Raw genomic sequence first — 23305 nt, 5'->3', positions numbered from 1 at the left:
ATTTTACTCTTCATCTATATTTGGATCTTGTATAAATTCAGAAGGAGTGATCCCAGTAAATTTCTTAAAGATTCTATAAAAAGAAGTTTTGGAATTAAACCCACAATCTTCTGCAATACCTAATAAAGTGTAGTCTTTGAATGATGGATCTTTTAAACGCTTTTTCACCTCGTCTACACGATAACTATTAATAAGGTCATTGAAGCTCATCTTTAATCCTTCTCTAAGAACGAGAGAAAGATGAGACATTGATATTTGCAGGTGATGAGCAAAAAGATGCTTATTTAAATTTCTATCTAAGTACCACATATTTTTCTCAAGGGCCTCTTTTATCTGCTTTCCCTCTAACTCTATTTCACTCTCTATTGCTTTCTCGGCAACTTCAGATGGAACATGAGTATTTTGTAGAGGAGAAAAGATGTTTGAAACAGAAGTATTCACTTCAATTTTACGCTCACTCTTTCTAGAAAGAAAATACTTTACAATAGTAACTACTAAAATTAGTATTAGAGGAACTAAAAATAGCATCATGTAAGAACGAGCCTTAAAGAAGTGTATCACTATCTTTTTCTTACTTACAATCCCATGGCTATTAGAAGCTTTAAAGTAGATTGAGAACTTCCTTTCGCTAGGAATCTCTAAAGTTATTTTATCTGTTGCATCTTTATTCCACGTCCATAAAGAATCTCCTTCAAACTTATATGCAAAATGGGATTTTGTTTGATCAAACTCATTTGTCACAGAGAGTGTCAATGAAATTTTTTCAATTTCAGGGGACAACTGTACATTTTGATAACCACCAGTCATTTTATATAAATGATGATTCGCAAACTCAGTCTTATTTCCCTCTTTATCTAAACATTGAACTCTAGTGATTACAACTTTAGCATCACGTTTTGATGTCTTAAATTTTGAAGGATCAAAACGGTTTAGCCCATTGTTACCTCCCATGAAAATATAGTTCTTATTCTTTGTTGATACGTTATATTCAAAAACATTTGACTGTAAGCCATCCTGGACAAAGAATTCTGAGCATGTCTCTTTTTCCTGATCAAGACATTTGATACCATCATTTGTACCCAACCACATACGTCCACTACTATCTTCTTGGATGCTTAACACCAACATATTTATTGCAAAACGATCAGATTCGAAAGGTTTAAAACTGTCATTTACGGGATCATAATATGCCAACCCTTTACCTGTCCCAACCCATAAAACGCCTCTAGAGTCCTCATAAAAACAAAAAATCTTATCAGAAACTAAATTAGTAGATCCATTCTTTGTCGAATAACAAGTAAAAAGATCTTGGTTCGAATCATATTTATAGATCCCTTTTATATGTGTTCCAACCCAAATAGAACCATTAGAAGATTGGAAAAGTGTTTTAATATTTCTTGTAGGAATATACCCTTTTTCATCGGACTTACAATAACTATTAAAAAGATGAGTTTGTGGATTATAACGAATTAGTCCAGAGGACATGCCTACAACCCAATAATCACCCGAAGTTGAATGTAACATTGCATAGATAGATTCATTCGAGATAGGCAAGCCATAAAATTTGGAACGATATAAGACTCTCTCCTTTTTATTTAAACGCAATATTCCATTATTCGAGCCAAAAAAGATATTCTTATGGAAGTCTACCATTGTACAATGCAAAGAAGTAATAGAAGATGATATCTTTTTATCGAAAGGAATTGGAGTAATTATGCTCGTTCTAGAGTTTAATAGATCGACGCCATCATTATAAGTTGCGATCCATTGATATTTTCTATTTCTAGGATCTTGGACCACTGCTCTTAGTAGATTCCCGGATAACGACATTGGTGTAGGGGTATTAAAACTATAGGTATCAAAATTAAAATTGGTTTTAATCATTCCAAAAACACCTAACCTAGATCCAATTATAAATTGATTACTAGCCCAACCTCCAATATAAATAACACCATTATTGTTAATTGACAACTCTTTATCACCAGCATTCTCAATCACTGAAAAATGTCCATTATGACTCTCATATTTAAATACTCCTTTGTCAGTACCAATCAAGACATCGTTCACTCTGTCAGAGTAGAAACAGTTTATTCGGAAATCAGAAAATAATTTCTCTATATTCTTTAAAGGAGTAAACGATTTGTCAAGACAAACAGCACCTCTAGATTTAGCCAACCAAACATGTTGATCAAAATCCTCATACATCGAGAATATACTATTTGAACCAAGTTGTTGCGTATCAAAAGTCAAGAATGGTGCACCACTTTTATTATAGACACGAACACCGCCTCCATCTGTCGAAACCCACAATCTCTCCAAGGAATCAAACATAAGGTCGGTAATAACTCTTTTTGACTTAGAAACACTATCTCTTTTTTTTTCAATATGAGGAAATCTAGAATCAAAATATAATTTATCCTTCTCTCTGTTACACTTCAGTAAACCATTACGTGTTGCTACATAAACGGAATCATTAGGACCAACAAGGACATCATTTATCGAAGAAGTTAGATTGGGTACAGAAGTTTCTGGGAAATTGATCTTTTCTACTTGAAATGATATAGAATTAACTCTAAACACAGCCGATTTTGCACCAACCCAAATAAAGCCTTCATCATCTATATCTAAAGCAACAATCTTAATATCATTAACAAGGTTATTTTGTGATTTTGGTAAAGATATCTTCTGTACATCTACACCGTATCTATACAAACCACTATTCGTTCCTAACCAATGAAAACCGAGTTTATCCACAATACTTGCGGTACACAAGTTTGAACTAACACCCATACTCGGCTGAAAAGATTCAAATCTATAATCAGAAGCACACAACTCATGGCTAATAATGAAGAAGGCCAGTACGATAAAATATCTTAGTTTCCTAAATTTCAAAGCAGATGAAAATTTTATTGATTAGCAAGATAGTAAATTAGGGATATAGATTGTAATATCAATATACATTTGTCTGTACAAAACAACAGAAGATCATATATAAGCTCTAAAAAATTAGTACATGTCTATCCCCAAATTAGCATATATCTACATTTATAAAAAAAGGAAAGAACTAACAAAACTCAAACAACAATCCTATTTATTATGAAGTCTCTCCGATACACAAAGAAAAAGAAAAGGAATTATATATACAATTATTAATAATGAGGAAACAGAGAATAATGTAAGAAAAACAGATCAATCTAAAATACCAAATAATTATAGAACAAAATCTATAAATAAAAAGGGTAGAAACATAAGCTTCTACCCTTTAGATTAGATTCGATGAAAGATTACTCTTCTTTCATTCCTAAATTAATATTCATCTCACTTAACGGAGTTGGTAAGATCTCTAGTTCCTTCTTATAATTCTCACCATGACGAAGCATCCATTTTGAATTCTTATTAATTGGTTCTGCAATCATCAGATCATTAAGTTCTTTAAGTTTATCGCCATAGATTCCCCAACGAACCAAGTCATGACGACGTATTCCTTCAAAACAAAGTTCACGGTTTCTTTCATCAACAAGTTCTTTAAAGAATAAAGTCTGGTCACCTGTAACATAAGCATCTAAATCAGGGACTCCAGCACGCTCACGCACTTTATTAACAAAAGGTATTGCATCAGATAACTGTCCCAATTGAATGTTTGCTTCAGCCATCATCAATAATACGTCAGCATAACGTAATAATGGGAAATTGATACTTGTGAAATTCTTATCAATAGCACCTGATTCTAAAGTCTTCATTTGAAGTGATCCATTAGGAATCTGTTTCCAAACAAAACCTTCAGTTACTAAATATTGATGTTTAGAAAGACGTGTTTTTGACCCATCATCATTTAAAAGATACATATGACCAGTTCCATCATCCCCCGTTTTATATGTTTCGGCTGGCATCTGCTTATAGCACAAGTAAAGTGTCTTCTGCTGTCCACTAGGCATTTCAACCTTTTTTCTCTCCATTCTTAAAACACCATCCTCAAGTTCAGTAAAACTCACACGACGGAATTTTCCAGGGTTACGAGTAGTAAAGTTTCCTACATAAGTAAATCCAGCAACACGGTCTGTAGTATAAATAACCTTCTCAATCACTTTATCCCCATCAGCATCAAGTTCAGGTTGATTGGTATCAGGATTCATAGCATAGATCGTATCTAGTTTGTTATTCAATGCAACCTTAAACGGAGCAACGTTCCAGATATATCTCTTATCTTCATTTCTATCACCTGTAGATTTATCGTAATCATAAAGTAACGAAAGAGCAGCATAGTTGTAAGCATATGCATAAGGATCTGTAAGTCCCGACATAAATACCTGAACACCATTCATATTACCGATACGTCCATGTTCTTCGATACCACCTTGTCTAAGGTTTTTAAACTGTGCTTCGAAGATCACCTCTTCATCACTAGCAATACTTTGAATCTCATTCAAAAAGATCTGCTTATATTCATCAATAAGGTTATACTGTCTGCTATCCACGATAAGCTTACCATACTTGATTACATTTTGGTAACACTTTTCTTTAGTAAACTCCTCGTATGCGCCACGCTTCTCATCATTCTTCACACCTGCAATTGCAAGATAAACACGCTGAAGAATACCATTTGCAGCAGCCTTAGTCACACGACCAATTTGATAGTCTGAATCTCCTTTAGACAGAGCATGCTCAGAAGCATATACAAGATCAGGAATAATCGCTTTTTGATAAACATCCAATACATCAGACTTAGGTTTAGTTGTTTCAGAAGTCGCACTACTTGTAACCGACTCCAATCTTAAAGGGACATCCCCAAACCAACGTACAAGATCAAAATAATAAAAAGCTCTTAAGAAACGTGCTTCTGCTAGAAATCTTTGTTTTTTTGTTTCATCAATATTAGATACCGAAACTTTCTCGATAAAAATATTTGCAAGATTGATACCCTGGAATAGAGCTCTATAAGACTGCTCTAATTCATTAGTCGCATCATTTGCAGTAAAAAGAGAAACGTTCCAAGTACTGTAGTTTCGAGAAAAGATCATATCATCAGTTCCACTTGTGAAACGACAAGACAAATAGTATCCATATGTATAATCACTTCCGATACTACTATAAATCCCAGTCAAGGCCAATTCTGCCTGTTTTTCGTCTTTATAAAAGTTCTCTAATTTAATATCTGAATAAGGATCCTTATTCAAGAAGTCGGTACACGACTGAAGCATTGTAGTAGCAATAAAAATAGCTACTACAACGATATATTTTGATAATCTTTGCATGATTACAATAATTACAAATTAGTAATGATTAAAATCCAATCTCTAGTCCAACAGTAAATGTAGCACTTGTTGGGTAAGCGGAATAATCCAACCCTGGAGTTAAAGCACCATTTTTACCTACAGAAACTTCTGGGTCAAAACCCGAGTAATTAGTCCACGTGTACAAGTTTTGTCCTGAAGCATAAAGACGAGCCTTTGATAGATGCATTTTCTTCGCCATCTTCTTGCTAAACTGATATCCTACTTGAACAGTCTTAAGTCTTAAAAACGATCCATCTTCGATAAAACGATCTGAGACAAAGTTACCATTGGTTGGTTTTCCATAGACATTACCATTACGAATAATATTAATGTCCGTATTTGCATCAGGGTTTGTATAAGAATAACGACCTGCAACAGAAGAGAGATAATTATAATTCGTCTTTGTTTCAGGAATCTCAAGTACTACTCGGTTTGCATTTAAGATCTCGTTTCCGACAGACCACTGGAAGAAGAAAGAGAAATCAAAATTCTTATATCTGAAATTATTTGAGATACCACCAAAATAATCAGGCTGAGCATTTCCGATAACCACCCTATCTTTATTATTGATAGTTCCATCCTTATTGACATCAACTAATTTCGTTGAACCAGGAGCAACTTTTGCACCATTATTTGGAATTCCATCCTTAAGAACATATGCTCCATCAACCATATTGAAATCATTAACTGTATAAACCCCATCAGATTTCAATCCATAGAACTGACCTACAGACTCCCCTACTCTTGTGATATACTGGTATTCCGAGTATTTAAAACTCCAATCAGGATTAGTCAACAACTCAGTTTGACCATCATTCAAAGAGATACATTTATTTCTATTATAAGAAATATTAAAATCGGTTCTCCATTCGAAGTTTCTAGTCTTAACATTAATCGTGTTAATCGCTAATTCCATACCTTGATTTTGAATCTCACCAACATTTTTATATGTTTTATCAAAACCTGTACTTGGAGCCATATCTGCATTAAGAAGTAAGTCCGTAGTATTTTTACGATACCATTCTAACGTAGTCTTGATACGTTCATCAGCAAAACCTAAATCAATAGCAAAGTTCAACTGAGTCGTTGTTTCCCAACGAATATCCTCACTCTGTAGATTGGTATAAACAAGTCCTTTATGATATAGATCTTCAAACATATACCCTGATGAAGTCGTTGCATTCATTAAATTATATGCAGAGAAGTCGCCAATTTTATTATTACCATTTTGTCCCCAAGTAGCACGTAGCTTTAAGTTAGAGATAAAATCTTGAGACTGCATAAATGGCTCTTGGATCATACGGTACCCAACAGATGCTGAAGGGAAGTATCCCCACTTGTTATCTCCAGTAAACCTTGAAGAACCATCAGCACGGAATGTTGCAGATAATAACCACTTCTCTTTATAGCTATAATTTACTCTAGAGAAATATGACAACATGGTATTTCCTGTTTTACTTGATTTTGGAGCAGGGAAAGTAGTTCCCATTCCAAGATTATCAGCACCAAGGTCATCGATTGGCATATTTGCACCAGCAGCTCTTACATAATCAGAAACAATTGAAGATGCTTCCTCTCCTAGCAATAAATTCCACTTAGAGTTACCGACTCTTTTATTATAATTCAATGTATTGGTATTAGTCAACACATACTTTCTTCTAGACTCAATATAACTATTGATCCCGTTCACACCACGACGTCCTTGGTAAGTATCATAACCATAAGACTTACTTAGTTTACGAGTATCCACATTAAAACCTGCAGTAGTCTTAAAAACCAACCCTTTTGCTAGATCAAATGAGAAATCACCATTAATACGTAATGCATCAATTTGGTAACTTCTATCTGTATTCGTCAAGTTCTTAACAGGATTAAAACGTAAATTATTTCTATCGTCAAGATCTATTCCTTCTTCAAGACCATCATCAATAACAGGGTTAACAGGACGGAATGTCAAAGCATCCATAATGATACTATTTCTATTATTTCCAGAAATAGTCTCGCCCTTTTGATCTGTATGGTTATAGTTAAAGTTTAATCCAAATTTCGCTTTGTTACTAAAAGTATGGTTCAAGCGTAACTGTGAATTAATCTTTTGATATCCCGTATTTATCATCGTACCTTCTTGATCTACAAAGTTCACAGAAGCATAGTGACGGGTACTTTTATTACCTCCAGAAAGGCTTACATTTGCATTCTTTATAAAAGAAGTTCTGAAAATCTCATCTTGCCAATTTGTCCCTTTTGAATCTTTATAAAGCTCTGGTGAAACCCAATGCTCTTTAAAGTTATCGATGTAAGTTCCACCCAATTCATATGCCACCTCTTCTTGAAGAGTAACAAAGTGATAAGGATCTAAAACATCCATCCTACGAGGAATCCATTGAACACCACCATTAACATTAACACTAATACGAGTAGGTCCTACTTTTCCCCCTTTTGTTGTGATAAGGAATACTCCATTAGCAGCACGTGAACCGTAGATTGCTGATGCAGCAGCATCTTTCAAGATACTCATACTCTCGATGTCATTCGTAGAAAGAGAACCAGGATCAAAAGATTCCATTGCAATACCATCTACAACATAAAGAGGGGTATTATCTCCAGTTACAGAGTTACCTCCACGAATAACAATCTGCATTCCTTTACCTGGAGTACCATCCGAAGCAGACACTTGTACACCTGACATACGACCGGCTAGAGCTTGGTCGAAGTTTGCTACAGGAGCTTTAGCTAGTTCCTCCGCTTTTACTGTAGCGATACTACTTGTAACATCCTTAATACTTTTTGTACCATAACCTACAGCAACCACTTCACCGATCTGCTGTATATCATTCTCTAATTCAACGTCTATTTTAGATCTCCCTTTAATAGGCTCCGTAACCGATTTATAACCGATAAATGAAAAAACTAGTTTTCCATTCTTTTTTGTTTTAAGAGAGTACATACCATCGTAATTTGTAATGGTACCTGTAGTTGTCCCTTCAAGAACAACGGTTACCCCAGGAAGGGGCAAACCTTGATCATCTTTAACAACTCCCTTTACCAACCCTTTTTGTGCAAAACCAACAAAAGAGCATAGCATACAAAGGAGCAGACCAATATATGATAACTTAAATATTTTCATAATAAATCAGATAACTAATAATTTTATTCTACTGAGATTATTTTTTACCAACAACTTGAACTTTAGTAACAAAGTAGTTACGAGTCATATTCTTTAGCTCATTTTTATTCTCTGTTGCAGAGACATGAAAAGCAATATGGACTTTTTTACCTTGATACTTCTTTATTGATATCTTTTGTGGCTCAGCATGACTTAGTTTATTAAATACCGTAAAAGGTAGAGAAGTCCAAGTTGCTGCTGACACATCTCCTGCAAAATCAATAGATATCAGAATCTCAAATTTGTTTGCCTTGTCACTTCCATAACGTGAATAATAATCAAGTAAAAGAAATGGTTTAGTAACATTTGTTAAATCAATAGAATTGGTAACCAACCAATCATCATTTTGAACTCTATTACAAACAAAATTCAAACATCTAGCTCTTTGATTTGAAGCATCATTTGCATTCCAAACTCCCCAAACTTTTAGCCATTTCTTGTTTGATTCTTGCTGACCATCAGCCATTAAACTATAAGTAGTAAATTGACTTAACTCTGACGTACCTCTTACTAATTTTTCAGAAGCAATTTTTCCATCAAAAACAACCGTATTTTTTTTTGCAAACACGACATTCAATGAAAGAAAAAATATTGCAGTATATATAAATATATTCTTAGCCATAATTTAATGCTTATTTAGTTGCTTTGATAACAATATCTTTAACTAGCAAATTCTTTGACAAAGCACTTAAAGTTGTACTACCTGTCAAAAAGTGTTTGCAGTACAATCCAATAGTCACCTCTTTACCATCAAATTCTGAAATATCAAACTCATATTTTTGAGGTATTCGTTTTTCTAACGCATGAGCTGACATATCTACAGGATAATGCTTCCAAGTAGCAGATGATGCATCTCCTGTAAAATCTTCACTTACAATCAGATCAAAATTACAGTAGTTAAAACTACCATAAGCATGCGCAGCGACTAGTTCAACATTTGCTTTTACAGCATCGACAAGACTCACTTTATCATCAAACCAAATATAATCCTCTTGTTCTGACTTTGCAGGGATAAACTCAATACTATACTCTTTACCATCTCCAAAATCATAATACCATAACCCCCAAGCTTTCGACCATTTCTTCTTAGAAATATCTTGAACTGGAGCGAGTGGATCAACAGAAAGAACACTCATCTCTGGAATGTTATCATCTTCAACTTTAAGCTTGATACCACCATAAGCAGGTAAATTCAACGACTGAACTACTACTTCTGTTGCTGGAGCAACTACGACAGTTAAAACATTAGGAAACTCAACAACACCAGCCTCATTAGTTACTTTCACACTTAACAGATAAGTTTTTTCAGCAACAGTATGATCTGCAGGAAGGCTTATAACTCCAGTATTAGCATCGATTTGGAATAGATCAGCATTTTCACCAAAAAGCTCATGTAGAGTTGGCTTAGAACCTACAACAACAGGAATCGCTGAAGAAAAAGCTTTACCTGGTTTAGCTCCAATAAGATTAGGAGTATAAGTAATGGATTCAGGTAATTTTGGAAGAACAACAAATGACAGTGCATCAATAAAGGTTACGCTATCATGTAACACTTTTGTTAATTCATAAGTTCCATCTTCTAATAGTGCAGCTGCATTATTAAAAGTTCGAACTTTTACTCCAACATTATAACTACCTGCGACAAGGTTATTGGCTTCATTCAAAGTCACAACACCCGAAAGAGTATCTATTTTAAAAACAGACACATCATCTAAATTTACTCCATCTTTCGAAACATTCTCCATAAAAAACTCTGGAAAAACATTAGAAGCAAGAGTAATATAAGCTTCTGAAGAGGTAAAAGACCCACCCTCTAGAAAATCTGGGATTTCCACATAAGAAATATCGGATGGCTTCTCACCATACCGATCAACATAAGTGTATTCTTCAGGAGTACACGAAGACAAAATACTTACTAACAACAGACAAATTGCGAAGTATTTACGCATAATCGTTACCAGTTTAAACGAAAACATAAATTACCGATTTTAGTTAGCTTTACTTTTTTATAATTCACACAAAAACAAAAACAAAACAGGATATAACGAACGCATGGTTACATTATCCTATCAAGAACCAAATATACTCAGACCTTTGTTTGAAAGAAACACACAAAAGTCCACGTACAATTATAACACGTTTCAATCAACTTATTTTCAATGATATGCAAACACAACACGAAAAAAACGGAAAATATGTGAGTATCAAATGAATAATTAGAACACTGATATAAGGAAAATGAAACTAACTAGAAATAGAATGGATTAAATTATGCTTAAATATATTACTAATTCAACTTAAAAACAGACGGTTATCATTAGATACCATCTTCTGTAGAATCGTTGACAACAAATTGCTTGGCATACTTCTTTGGTGGCACACCGAAATGCTTACTAAAACACTTACTGAAATATCTAGGGGTAGAGAAACCAACCGTATAGGCAACCTCCGAAACGTTCATTGATCTATTTGTTCTCAATATCTGGGCTGCAGTCTTCAGTCTTGTAGACATAATAAAATCATTAGGAGTCTGACCTGTAACACCTTTAATCTTATCATAAAGACTAGTTCTTCCAAGACACATCTCACGAGCAAAGTCATTAACACTAAACTCATGATTATTAATATTCTCTTCAACGACATCTCTTGCTTTTTGTAAAAGCTCTTTGTCAACATCATTTTTAGCCAATATTTTGGTATCAAAATCTGGATCAGAGCTATATTGTCTCTGCAGTGCAGTACGAGTCAATAGAATATTATTTATCTTCTTTGAAAGCATATTAATCTCAAAAGGCTTCACTATATAGTCATCAGCACCAGCTTGTATTCCTTCATTAAAATGTTCTCGAGAATCCTTTGCAGTCAAAAGCACGATAGGAATATGGCATAAGCTCTCATCTTGTTTTACAAGCTGTGTGAATTCGAAACCATTCATTTCAGGCATCATCACGTCACTAATGATAATATCTGGCCTATTTTCAACAACCCATTCATATGCACTCTTGCCATTGCTTTGAGTAAAAACATTGAAATGCGACGAAAGAGTCTCATACAAAAGATCACGCAACTCCCTGTTATCATCGACAACTAAAACTGTCGCTTTCTCTGTATCAGCAATATCTTCACAAACACTAGGAGTTTCAACTTCAGGAACTAAGTAATGATCCACCCCATCCTCTTTCCAAACCATTTCGGAAATAACCTCATTACCATCACAACAAGTTGAGTTTATTGGGACGACTACTTGAAAACAGGACCCCTCACCAACAACGCTGTCAACAGTTATCTTTCCATCATGTGCCTCTACGAGACCTTTAACAAGGGAAAGACCGATGCCAGTACCAGACTCTTTCCCTTCCGTATGGAAATAACGATCAAAAACTTTATCAAGATATTCAGCTTCAATACCAACACCATTATCAATCACTTTCAAGATAATAGAGTCATTCTCTTCGAATACAATAACACGAATAATAGAGTTATCATTTCTATACTTAAATGCATTAGATATAAGATTGTGAATTATCTTTCTAAACTGCTTAGGATCGATACAACAATCCAACTTGTCTTGATTTGAAACAAATTCATAACGTACATCATTAATAATTGCATATTGCTCATAGGTTTCAAAGACTTGGCGTGAAAAAGAGACAAAATCTATTTTGATTAAGTCAATGGACAAAATTCCTAACTCTTGTTTTCTAAAATCTAATATCTCATCAACAAGATAGGTCATTCTTTGACAATTCCTAAAAGCAGAATCTAACGATTTTTTGTCATTATCTACTAGCCTGTTAGTAGTTAACACTTTTTCTAACAAACCTGAAATGATTGTCAATGGCGTTCTAAATTCATGAGATATATTCGTAAAGAATTGTAATTTGTTCGCATTTTCTTTCACAAGTCTATCTGCATCCATCTTTTGTTGCTCAAGAGAGAGTTCTAGTATCGATTTTCTGACAGAAGCACGGTGAATCAAGTAGAAGATCAAAACAATGAATACAAAATATAGTGAATAAGCCCACCAAGTTGCATAAAAAGGAGCAGCAACGACAACTTGAACAGAGTCACTATAATTTACATCAGTATCACCTACAACTCGTACTTTAAAGACATAATTACCCGAAGAGAGTCTATTGTATGAAACCTTATTAAAATGAGAAGCTCGTATCCAATGATCATCATATCCCTCAAGCATGTATTCAAAATCCGGACGAAATGATTTAACAAAATCGAAAGAAGAGAACGAGAAAGTAACTCCTGAATTCATAAAAGGAATACTTAAATCCTTATGTAATAGTAGAGATTCCTGAACCCCTCTAAGTCCTTCGGATTCATCCACACTACGTATTAAAGCATCAGTAATCACTACTTTACGTTTTGAACGAGTACGTATCAGATCTTTTTCTTTAAATGATACCAAACCATGAATACCACCGACATAAACTTCTCCTGAATTGGTAACGCACAAACTCTTTTCATTTATTTCTCCTAAAGGAAACCCTTTACTATGAACAAAATTCTTAAAATTTCTCTTTTTAACATCAAAAAGACTAATTCCACTTCCATTAGCAATCCACAAAAAGCCATATTTAGATTGTGCTATTGCAAAAATAAAATCACTTGATATTCCATCTTTCTCTTTGTTAAAAATATCAAAACCAGACTGTTCTTCTAGATATCGACACAAACCACCTCCTGATGTAGCAACCCAAATTCTATCAGAGTTGTCTTCAAACAAAAATGTAATATGGTTGTTAGGTAGACCATAAGGATTCGACTCATCTACCACATAATGGGTCACTTTTCCATTATCATCATCATACATAAACAACCCATTCGATTCAGTTGCAACCCATAGCCGATGCTTTGAATCCACAATAATATGAAGGATAGTACCCATAATTGCTGGAGACCCAGGCGTGCCATGATCCATAAACGGGACAAAAGCTTTATCATCTTTCTGAAGAAACAATCCTATAGCATTACCAATTAATATATGATCATTCCATTCTGTAATAGCTGTTACAGAGTTATCAACAATACCACTATTTTCCTTATCATAAATTCTAAATTTACCACTCTTTGGATCTAATACATTCACACCGCCATTGTGTGCCCCAACCCAGAGTTTGTTTTTACTATCAAAGAAAAGTGCCTTGATATTATTATGAGAAATCGAACTTTTTAAGTTGTTATGAGTAAAGTATTTAAACCTATGGGTCTTTCTATTATATAGGTTCAACCCACCCCCCTCTGTTGCAATCCACAGATTAGGCCATGTACCCTGAATGATATCTCCAACAACACGATAGTTTATCGAACGATCTCCAACTTGATTTGGCTTAAAATACTTAAATACGGTGAGACGTGGATTATATATATTAACTCCGCCAAAATAAGATCCAATCCAAATACTACCTTGGTTATCAGCAAAAATCGAATATATTGAATTATGTGATAAACCATTAGGATCAAAATCAGACTGGTAATAAAAATCCACTTTGTTATTCGATGGATTCCAAACATTCAAACCCATGAATGTACCGATCCAAACATTCCCTAAAGGATCTTTACAAATTGATCTCACAGTATTATTTGACAACGGATATTTTTTAGATCCTTGATGAAAATGCTTTAAAATTCCTGATTCAGTTAGCAGGTATACTCCATCATTTGTAGTACCAACGAGATAACCACCATTAAACTCAACAATAGAAGTAACAATACGATCTAAAACAACTTTGACCGTTTTACGAGTAGGATTATAGCAAAGAAGCCCATACTGTGAGGTAGCCAACCATAGGCGACCCGTAGTATCCACATGAATATTACTAAGTATAAAGTCTGAATACCCAGGTATTGCAACTCGATTTACTTCTCCTGTTTGAGTATCAAGAACCCCCAAACCTTTGTGATCTCCCACATAGATCGTAGTACCATCGACATACATCGTTTCACAATGCGACAAAGAGTAGTTTGTAAAAGACTCTTCTTTATATCTATAAATCGAGATTCCTTGCTTAACAAGAATATACACATCACTAGATTTGGATGTTGCGACGATCTGTTTAACGTTCTCTCCCAAGATACTCGTTGAATCCCCTCTCAGATGATGATACTGTTCGATATCAGTCCCGTTATATCGATTCAAACCACTACGTGTTCCAATCCACACATACCCTATGCTATCTTGCTCCATTGAGATGACAGATGACTGAGTAAGCCCATCTGTAACACTCAAATGGTCAAAAATATGATTCTGTGAAAAGAGTGTCATGATCGTAACACACATAAACACAAATAAATAAAAAAGTCGGATTCGTAGAGTTCTCAACATTCTTGATTTAATATTAGTATTTGTTCACGAAGATAAGGTTTTCATTATATATCACATTTAGTTAACCTTACAGTAGACATTATTTAACTTTTTTTCATGTCTAAATATAATCAACAATTTACTAAATAAATAAATAAAAAAGGCTACCTATAATTAGATAGCCTTTTTCTTAATTTATTTAAATCTATATTATTTCACAACTTTTAAATTTTCATCCAAAGGGTTCAATTTTGGTAGAAGTAAATGGATTATCAAAAGAATTACCAAATAAAGAGAAGCTGCAACAGCAAACATGATAAAGAAGAATGATTTTCCTGCACCATCAAGTCCTTGACCTAAGGCAAAATCAACCAACATACCAGATATCGCTCCAACCATACCACCAATTCCTACAACCGATGCGATGGCTTTCTTAGGCATCACATCCGAAACCAAGGTAAACAAGTTTGCAGACCAAGCTTGATGCCCTCCTGATGCAAGTGCAATCAAACACACTGCAATCCATACATTATCTGTTAATGGAGCAAAAGCAACTGGTAAAATACATAATGCACAGATCAAAAGTGATAATTTACGTGCAGCATTTAAATTAAAGCCCCTGTTGATAAACATTTTAGACAAATATCCACCACCAATACTTCCAAAGTCTGCAACCAAGTAAATAACAACCAAAGCACCACCCAATTCATGCATATCATGCAAGCCAAAGACCTCTTTAAAGAATATTGCACTCCAGAACATAAAGAAGAACCAGACAGCATCGGTAATTTTTCCAATAGCAAAAGCCCAAGTCTGTCTTAATGGCAATACTCTCGACCATGGAAGACTCTCAACAGGAGCATCTGTCTCTTTTACCTGACAATCATGATTGATATAAGCCAACTCCTCTTTTGTAACTCTAGGATGATCTTCTGGCTTTTTATACATTTTAAGCCATACAACAACCCAAACAATACTAAAGAAACCTGTAATCAAGAAAGCATATTGCCAATTGTCACCAGTCGCACCTGCAACCAATGGAACAACTGCAGGTGCCAATACTGCACCAACATTTGATCCTGCATTAAAAATACCTGTTGCAAATGCACGATCCTTTTTAGGAAACCATTCGGCTACAGTTTTCACAGCAGCAGGGAAGTTACCTGCTTCTCCAATACCTAACCCAAAACGGGCCCCCATAAATCCGATTAAAGCAAACGCAGGTTGAATAAAAGCATGAAGCATTCCAAAACAACACCAGATTGTAATTGATATTGCATATCCAATACGAGTACCAAATTTATCAATCAATCCTCCCATCGTCAACATACCGATAGCATATGCTAACTTAAATGCAATATTAATATTTGCAAAATCACTGTTTGTCCAATGAAATTTATCCATCAAGGTAGGTCCTAAAACCCCCATGATACTACGGTCCATATAGTTAATTGTCGTTGCTAAGAAAAGCATCGCCAATATTCGATACCTATATGTACCTTGTGGTTTAGTAGTAGTCATAAATCGTAACTATTTCTATATGTGTTATTGTTTCTTTGTAATTACAATTGGATTAGAGATGCGTGATGCCTCAGACTTCATCATGGCTTCAAACTCATCATGGTTAGCCCATTTTGCATTTTCTTCCTCCCAAACAGCAAAGAAATAGTGAGTAGAAGGTTTAGCAGATAGCTTCTGGGTTAAATAGAAAGTTTCAGTAACTGCTTTTCTATACCTATTTTTGGCAAATTCTGGCGAACCTAAAGGATAAACTTTTGCTGTAGGTGCATTTCCAGATGTGATAAAATCAATCTTTGGAATCATCACTCCCATACCCAAGCAATCTTTATTTTCAGACTGTTTATCTAAAGTAGAGCCAATCACAAAAGAGGACGTATTCTCTAACCTAGTAGGCTTCTTCAAATAAGAAGTAACAATACCAACTGCAAGTGAACTTCCTTCTTCAGCATTCACAACTTCCACATCGCTCTTAAACCAATAATGTCCAGCCCAGATAGTCACACGCTCTTTCGCTTCAAGATCACGATTTTCAACATGCCACCCTTTGTAGTCAAGATCAAAGATGGAGCGAACAGGTCCTTTTGAAACTAGTGTAAACTCAAAAACATCTGTACTTCCCAAACGATATAATGAATCATTCTGACAAAGAGCCAATCCTCCAGAACCTAAAGAAGCACCAACATGAAGAACATCCATCCCCCAATCATTTAGGTGATGATAGTTCCCTTTTGCTCCAACCTCATCAAGAATCATTTTATCTGTTAACTTCCCAAAAAGATCTTTTGCATTACGAATATCAAAATAGTTTCTAAATGCCATCTTATCATTCTCCCAAGCAACACTCTCAGACTGATATCGAAGAGGTTTTCCTTTAAAACCTTTTGGAGAAAAAGCATGATCGACCCCTTTGAAACCATCTTTCTTATTCCCAACACCTAAGCGCACATTCGTTCTTTGTTTAAAAGCTGGAACCTGCGAACGTTCTACATATCGGATAGAAAAGTCAACAACCTCTTTGGCTTTAAAACTATATAAAAAGGCAAGCTCATCCCATGCACCATCTTTATCCAAATCATCCACCTGAGACGGTATTGCTTCTTCTTTTAAATAAACAACAGGAATCATCTCACTTGATGAGGCTTTTCCAATAATACCCTCAACCTCAGCACGTGTCATGACAAGAGGCGCATCTTCTCGATCTACATCTAACTTATTTTCCAATTTAATATTCGTTTTACTTGAAGAACATCCAAACAAAACCAATACAAACATCCAAACTGCATATTTATATAGCCTAACCATAATCAATCTTACTTACAAAATTAACTTTAAAACAAAACAAATAAAGACTAAGAGGTCAACCCCTTAGTCTCTATATTATGTAATCTTATGTTACTCTTCATTCGAAGGTTTACCGATAGTAGCCAAAATACCACCATCTACATAAACAACATGACCATTCACAAAATCACTCGCTTTTGAAGCCAAGAAAACTGCTGTTCCACCTAGATCTTCAGGATTTCCCCAACGAGCTGCTGGAGTACGATTGATAATAAATTCATTAAATGGGTGACCATCAACACGGATAGGTGCTGTCTGCGCTGTAGCGAAGTAACCAGGACCAATTCCGTTTGTTTGAATGTTAAACTTAGCCCACTCAGTAGCCATGTTTCTAGTCAACATTTTCAATCCACCTTTAGCAGATGCATAAGCACAAACATCATTACGTCCAAGTTCACTCATCATAGAACACATGTTAATGATCTTTCCCTCACGGCGATCAATCATCTTGCGACCAACATATTTACCCATGATAAATGGACCTACTAGGTCGATATCGATAACTTGACGGTAATCTTTTACCTCCATGTCTTGCATTGGCACACGCTTGATAATACCAGCATTGTTAACCAAAATACCAATTGGTCCAACTTCTGCTTCGATTTGATCAACAGCAGCAATCACTGCAGCCTCATCGGTAACATCAAAAAGATAACCTTTTGCGTCAATACCTTTTGCTTTATACTCAGCAATAGCAGTATCAAGCTTTTCTTGATTCAAATCATTTACTACAATTTGAGCTCCTGCTTCACCTAATGCTGATGCAATAGCCATTCCAAGCCCATGTGTTGCTCCAGTCACAAGAGCATTCTTCCCTTTTAAGCTAAATAAATCTAAAATCATCGGTTCTATATTTTATTGATTTCTTTTTTGAATTATCGTAAGTCTGGTGTTGCAATAACATCCATATCTCCATAAGCAAGATTTTCTCCACCCATACCCCAAATGAAAGTATAGTTGCTAGTTCCTGCTGCAGAGTGAATTGACCAAGTTGGAGAGAAAATAGCTTGCTCATTTTGCATCCATACGTGACGAGTCTCTTGAGGCTCTCCCATCAAATGACAAATAGAGTGCCCTTGTGGTACTTCAAAATAGAAATAAGCTTCCATACGACGACTATGCGTATGAGCTGGCATTGTATTCCAAACACTTCCTGGGTGAAGCTCTGTCATTCCCATCTGAAGTTGGTTTGTTTGAATCGTATCATTTACAATCAGCTTGTTCAATGTGCGACGGTTTGACGACTCGGCCTCTCCTAGTTCAATCACAATCGCATCTTCACGACTTACTTTTACCGTAGGGTAAGCAATATGCGCTGGGGCTGAATTCATATAAAAGTGTGCTGGATTTGCTGAATCACAACTTTTGAAGATGATCTCTTTACAACCCATTCCTACATAGATTGCCTCTTTATAATCAAGCTCATAAGCTGTACCATCTACTAGAACAACTCCTTTTGATCCAACATTAACTACTCCAAGCTCACGACGATCTAGGAAATTTTCACTTTTAAGAGGCTCGATAGCTTCTAGAACAATCTCTTTGTTTACAGGAACTACACCTCCAACCATCAAACGATCATAGTGTGAGTAATTCCAGAAAAGACGATCTTCATTCATAACTGTTTCAACTAAGAACTCATCTCTCAATCTTTGCGTATCATAGTTTTTTGCATCTCTTGGATGTGTTGCAAAAACTTCTCTATAGTTTTCAGCCATCTTCTTAATATATTAATGTATGTTATAGTATTTCAAATATGATATGCACAAAGATATAGGAATCATTTACATTTGTGCAATCGTTACCGCAATTTTTTCACATATTAAAGAACATAAAAAATCTACCAAGTCACACTAGTAAAACATAAACTACTACTTAACAACGCCTTAACACAAAAATAACAAGAGTAAAGTTGTGCAAAAAAATCTTTTTGCACAACTTTGTTGCATTAAAAAGAACTTTTAAGACTATATTTGTACAATAGTTGCACAAATTCACACTATTTTAATTTAGTGCCATAATTATAAAATACAGTCTTAGATCATCATATGGAACAAAATATTACGATTCATGATATTGCAAAAAAACTAGGGATCTCAAGCTCTACGGTATCAAGAGCTTTAAACAACAACTCTAGAATAAGCGATAAAACAAAAAAAAGAGTTTTAGAGCTAGCTGAGGAACTAGGTTACAAACCCAATGCTGCAGCTACAGCACTACGCATGAAGAGAACAAAAACCATAGGATTGATCATTCCTAAAATAAACAGGCACTTCTTTGCTGATGCCATTAATGGGGTAGAAAAATATGCCACAACACATGGCTACAACGTTATTATAACCCAAAGCAATGAAAACGAAGAGCAAGAAAAAAGTTGCATTGAAACGTTATTACATGCTGGGGTAGATGGTATTATTGCATCTATTGCACTCGTTAAAAATGATTACCAACATTACCGTAAAATAATCAAGAGAGAAATCCCTCTCGTATTCTTCGATCGTATTTGTGATGAAATTGAGTCAAACAAAGTAATCGTAGATGACTTTAAAGGTGGATTTCTTGCCGCAGAACATTTAATATCTCAAGGGTGTAAAAAAATTGCACATATTGCCGGACCACAACACCTTAATTTATATATCAATCGTACTCAAGGATTTCTTAAAGCTTTAAGAAAACACAATATGGAACCCTATGAAGGAGGTATGTTAGAGAATTACCTTACAATAGAAGAAGGGAAAGAAGCTGCAATCAAACTTCTTGACACTCCCAATAGGCCTGATGGTATCTTCGCGTCGAACGACACTGTTTGCTTAAGTTTGATAGAACATGCAGAGAAAAAGGGAATCTCTATTCCAAATGATCTTGCAATCATTGGCTTCAGTAATGAGCCTTATGCAAAACTCATCTCTCCTTCGTTATCAACCATTGAACAGAGAGGATATGATGTTGGCTTTAAAGCTACCGAACTACTAATTCGCAATATAGAGTATCCATCTAATAATCTAGAAACAATTGTTCTTCCGATCAATCTAATTATTAGAAAGTCATCAAATAAAGAAGTCTAAATTAAGATACTTTCATTAACCATAAAACCGTTTGTGATGATAAAGAAACAGACAGTTTTATGGTTTCAAGACAAAAACACCGACCATACAACACTCTCAATCAACTTTTTGAGCCCTAATTTAGTTGCAATACACAATATAATGAATATTCAAACAAAATTAGGAGTAAAGACTCAAAAAAAAATGATTTAAGAGTTACTACAACAAAGAAAAATTATCTTTTATCAAAAATCTTTCTCTTGTAAGGTAGGGTAAACTCAAACTTATACGGTGATTATATTGTAAAGGGGATAATAGATGTAGTGTTAACATTATAACATACTAAGTATATTATATATAATTACTACTATTTGAATGGTTTCGCTAGTGCTGTGCACAATTCCTAATTATGTTGTGTTGTTGCTTTAAGAATTGTACACCTCTATGCGAAACCATTTGTTTTTACTATCACTTCAAATCTCCATTCCACTGTCTCTCTGAATAAATTAATCCACAAAGAACACAGTATAATTCACCATGTTTATCTTATCAATCAATATAGGACCTCCTTAATCAAATAAAAATCATCTTTTAAAAAAAAATCAAATGATGGGTAGGGTAAAAGATAATCTATTCGGTTGTAATAATGTAAAGGGGATAATAGATGTAGTGTTAGCATCATAATATACTAAGTATATTATATATAATTACTACTATTTGAATGGTTTCGCTAGTGCTGTGCACAATTCCTAATTATGTTGTGTTGTTGCTTTAAGAGTTGTACACCTCTATGCGAAACCATTTGTTTTTACTATCACTTCAAATCTCCATTCCACTATCTCTCTGAATAAATAGATCCATAAACGAAATTATTCACTCCACTTTTTACAAATAGAAGTAGTTAAGTAGCTCCTATTTCAAAGAAAACAATCTTTTATCAAAAAAAATGCTTTTAGGGTAGGGTAAACTTAAACCAATACGGTAGTTATAATGTAAAGGGGATAATAGATGTAGTGTTAACATCATAATATACTAAGTATATTATATATAATTACTACTATTTGAGTGGTTTCGCTAGTGCTGTGCACAATTCCTAATTATGTTGTGTTGTTGCTTTAAGAGTTGTACACCTCTATGCGAAACCATTTGTTTATACTATCACTTTAAATCCCACGACCACCTTCTCATTGCAAAAAAACTATCCACGAATAAGCCACTTAATTATATACAAAAGTACTTAAAGAATAAGTTTAGCGACTCCTGATTCCAAGAAATATTCTTTTATCAAAAAAAATCACTTTTAATAGTAGGGTAAACTCAAGCCTATACGGTGATTATAATGTAAAGGGGATAATAGATGTAGTGTTAACATCATAATATACTAAGTATATTATATATAATTACTACTATTTGAATGGTTTCGCTAGTGTTGTGCACAATTCCTAATTATGTTGTGTTGTTGCTTTAAGAGTTGTATACCTCTATGCGAAACCATTTGTTTTTTAATCTCACTCAAAAAATCCACACATTTAATTGATCAAATGAATGGATGAATACCGAACAAATCGATTGTTAAGGACATTCATGATATAAATTTGATCCACTGTTTCTACTACTATTCATGAATACATCCTGGACTCACCCCAAAATACTTTTTGAACCCTTTAATAAAATGACTTTTATCTGAGAAACCAATATCTAAAGCTATTTTTTCAATCGTGTCGTCTGTAGTTAATAATTTACGTTTTGCTATCTCAAAACGCATTCTTAAAACAAATTGATGAGGGGATAACCTATAACTGCTTTAAAATTTGTACGCAGTATTTGTGAGCTTAGACCAAAATAACTACTTAGTTCTTTCATTGAAGGACCATCCGAAATTTGACCCATAAGATACTGCTTTACAGACAGTATAACTTCTTGATCATATTTTTTAATCCGAATTACAGCCGGTTGAGACTCTTTTTTATCTAGCTCTTTGAAAGATTGTGATACCAAGAGAATACAATGACCAATAGTGAAACCTATTAAACCTACATTTTCACTCTGACTACTAAACTAGTTACGTAAATGCTGTTCTATTTCGAGAGTAAGAGTCTCAAAAAATATCTGTTCGGTGTGATCCAAGATAATCTCCTCTAAATGTGGAAAACGTCCTCGAATCCACTTGTCAAAAGCTTCAAACCGAAATCTAATGGAAATCATATCCAAGCAAACTTCTTTTGAGATAAATAGATCAGAGGACGAGTTATTGGTATACATATAGATTCAATCAGTTCTATCACTGCAAACCTCCATTCGATCTTTTTCTGTATTGTAATGAAGCTTATGATTTGAAACAAGAATGACAACAACCGTATCCTCTTCTTGAAGTTCACGTATTATTAAATCCTGTCCAAGATTCACTTTTGAGGCTGTTATATCGAATCCTTCAACTTCGTTGTAAAAATTAGTAGTTAATTCCGAATTTCTATCCAAATCACAATAGTACAACTGATGGTCATCCCATGTTACAGAGGGCAACTGTATGGATAACTAACGATACACATCATGACAAATACACTAGAGAAAGAATGATTAAGTAATACAAAGAAGAAGAGATTCGGAGTGGTAGAGTAAAGGGGATAATAAAACTAGTGTT

The 23305-nt window shown here is 34.6% G+C and carries 13 protein-coding genes; 1 reads left to right on the top strand and 12 read right to left on the bottom strand.

The window, feature by feature from the left end:
• Positions 1-3: 3 nt before the first annotated feature.
• The 10 genes from K4L44_01935 to kduI all read right to left on the bottom strand — a co-directional run bounded on the left by K4L44_01935 (position 4) and on the right by kduI (position 19338).
• Positions 4-2892, bottom strand: coding sequence for a helix-turn-helix domain-containing protein (locus K4L44_01935; GenBank protein ID QZE14656.1), 2889 nt, complete (start codon positions 2890-2892; stop codon positions 4-6).
• A gap of 392 nt (positions 2893-3284) precedes the next feature.
• Complete coding sequence (locus K4L44_01930) at positions 3285-5252, bottom strand: RagB/SusD family nutrient uptake outer membrane protein (GenBank protein ID QZE14655.1); 1968 nt, start codon at positions 5250-5252, stop codon at positions 3285-3287.
• 28 nt (positions 5253-5280) lie between these two features.
• Positions 5281-8400, bottom strand: a complete 3120-nt coding sequence (locus K4L44_01925; protein ID QZE14654.1) for a TonB-dependent receptor — start codon at positions 8398-8400, stop codon at positions 5281-5283.
• 37 nt (positions 8401-8437) lie between these two features.
• On the bottom strand, positions 8438-9061 hold the full coding sequence (locus tag K4L44_01920) for a choice-of-anchor J domain-containing protein (GenBank protein QZE14653.1): 624 nt from the start codon (positions 9059-9061) through the stop codon (positions 8438-8440).
• A gap of 10 nt (positions 9062-9071) precedes the next feature.
• Positions 9072-10415 (bottom strand): hypothetical protein, encoded by a 1344-nt coding sequence (locus K4L44_01915; GenBank protein QZE14652.1) that lies wholly within the window; start codon positions 10413-10415, stop codon positions 9072-9074.
• Between the two features lie 341 nt (positions 10416-10756).
• Positions 10757-14719, bottom strand: coding sequence for a response regulator (locus tag K4L44_01910; protein ID QZE14651.1), 3963 nt, complete (start codon positions 14717-14719; stop codon positions 10757-10759).
• A 249-nt stretch (positions 14720-14968) separates the two neighbouring features.
• Positions 14969-16279: an MFS transporter gene (locus K4L44_01905; protein ID QZE14650.1), complete on the bottom strand. Its 1311-nt coding sequence runs from the start codon at positions 16277-16279 to the stop codon at positions 14969-14971.
• 24 nt (positions 16280-16303) lie between these two features.
• Positions 16304-17581, bottom strand: a complete 1278-nt coding sequence (locus K4L44_01900) for a DUF4861 domain-containing protein (GenBank protein QZE14649.1) — start codon at positions 17579-17581, stop codon at positions 16304-16306.
• A gap of 90 nt (positions 17582-17671) precedes the next feature.
• Positions 17672-18463, bottom strand: a complete 792-nt coding sequence (locus K4L44_01895) for a gluconate 5-dehydrogenase (protein QZE14648.1) — start codon at positions 18461-18463, stop codon at positions 17672-17674.
• 32 nt (positions 18464-18495) lie between these two features.
• Positions 18496-19338 (bottom strand): 5-dehydro-4-deoxy-D-glucuronate isomerase, encoded by an 843-nt coding sequence (gene kduI / locus K4L44_01890; protein ID QZE14647.1) that lies wholly within the window; start codon positions 19336-19338, stop codon positions 18496-18498.
• Positions 19339-19668: 330 nt separating this feature from the next.
• Between kduI and K4L44_01885 the strand changes: the two genes are divergently transcribed.
• A complete protein-coding gene (locus tag K4L44_01885; protein QZE14646.1) occupies positions 19669-20685 on the top strand; it encodes a LacI family transcriptional regulator in 1017 nt (338 codons plus the stop codon).
• Positions 20686-22279: 1594 nt separating this feature from the next.
• Here the strand turns inward: K4L44_01885 and K4L44_01880 are convergent.
• Positions 22280-22429, bottom strand: a complete 150-nt coding sequence (locus tag K4L44_01880) for a helix-turn-helix domain-containing protein (protein QZE14645.1) — start codon at positions 22427-22429, stop codon at positions 22280-22282.
• 503 nt (positions 22430-22932) lie between these two features.
• Complete coding sequence (locus tag K4L44_01875) at positions 22933-23142, bottom strand: hypothetical protein (protein QZE14644.1); 210 nt, start codon at positions 23140-23142, stop codon at positions 22933-22935.
• Between the last annotated feature and the right edge of the window lie 163 nt (positions 23143-23305).

The organism is Prolixibacteraceae bacterium, assembly GCA_019720755.1.
GTDB lineage: Bacteria > Bacteroidota > Bacteroidia > Bacteroidales > Prolixibacteraceae > Halosquirtibacter > Halosquirtibacter laminarini.
Note: the sequence above shows the minus strand (reverse complement) of the source record. Positions and strands in the feature narration are given on the sequence as shown.

Excerpts from the sequence above, each read along its gene's own strand:
- K4L44_01930 (QZE14655.1), bottom strand. The coding sequence starts at position 5,252 with ATGCAAAGATTATCAAAATATATCGTTGTAGTAGCTATTTTTATTGCT.
- K4L44_01925 (QZE14654.1), bottom strand. The coding sequence starts at position 8,400 with ATGAAAATATTTAAGTTATCATATATTGGTCTGCTCCTTTGTATGCTA.
- K4L44_01920 (QZE14653.1), bottom strand. The coding sequence starts at position 9,061 with ATGGCTAAGAATATATTTATATATACTGCAATATTTTTTCTTTCATTG.
- K4L44_01915 (QZE14652.1), bottom strand. The coding sequence starts at position 10,415 with ATGTTTTCGTTTAAACTGGTAACGATTATGCGTAAATACTTCGCAATT.
- K4L44_01910 (QZE14651.1), bottom strand. The coding sequence starts at position 14,719 with ATGACACTCTTTTCACAGAATCATATTTTTGACCATTTGAGTGTTACA.
- K4L44_01905 (QZE14650.1), bottom strand. The coding sequence starts at position 16,279 with ATGACTACTACTAAACCACAAGGTACATATAGGTATCGAATATTGGCG.
- K4L44_01900 (QZE14649.1), bottom strand. The coding sequence starts at position 17,581 with ATGGTTAGGCTATATAAATATGCAGTTTGGATGTTTGTATTGGTTTTG.
- K4L44_01895 (QZE14648.1), bottom strand. The coding sequence starts at position 18,463 with ATGATTTTAGATTTATTTAGCTTAAAAGGGAAGAATGCTCTTGTGACT.
- kduI (QZE14647.1), bottom strand. The coding sequence starts at position 19,338 with ATGGCTGAAAACTATAGAGAAGTTTTTGCAACACATCCAAGAGATGCA.
- K4L44_01885 (QZE14646.1), top strand. The coding sequence starts at position 19,669 with ATGGAACAAAATATTACGATTCATGATATTGCAAAAAAACTAGGGATC.
- K4L44_01880 (QZE14645.1), bottom strand. The coding sequence starts at position 22,429 with ATGCGTTTTGAGATAGCAAAACGTAAATTATTAACTACAGACGACACG.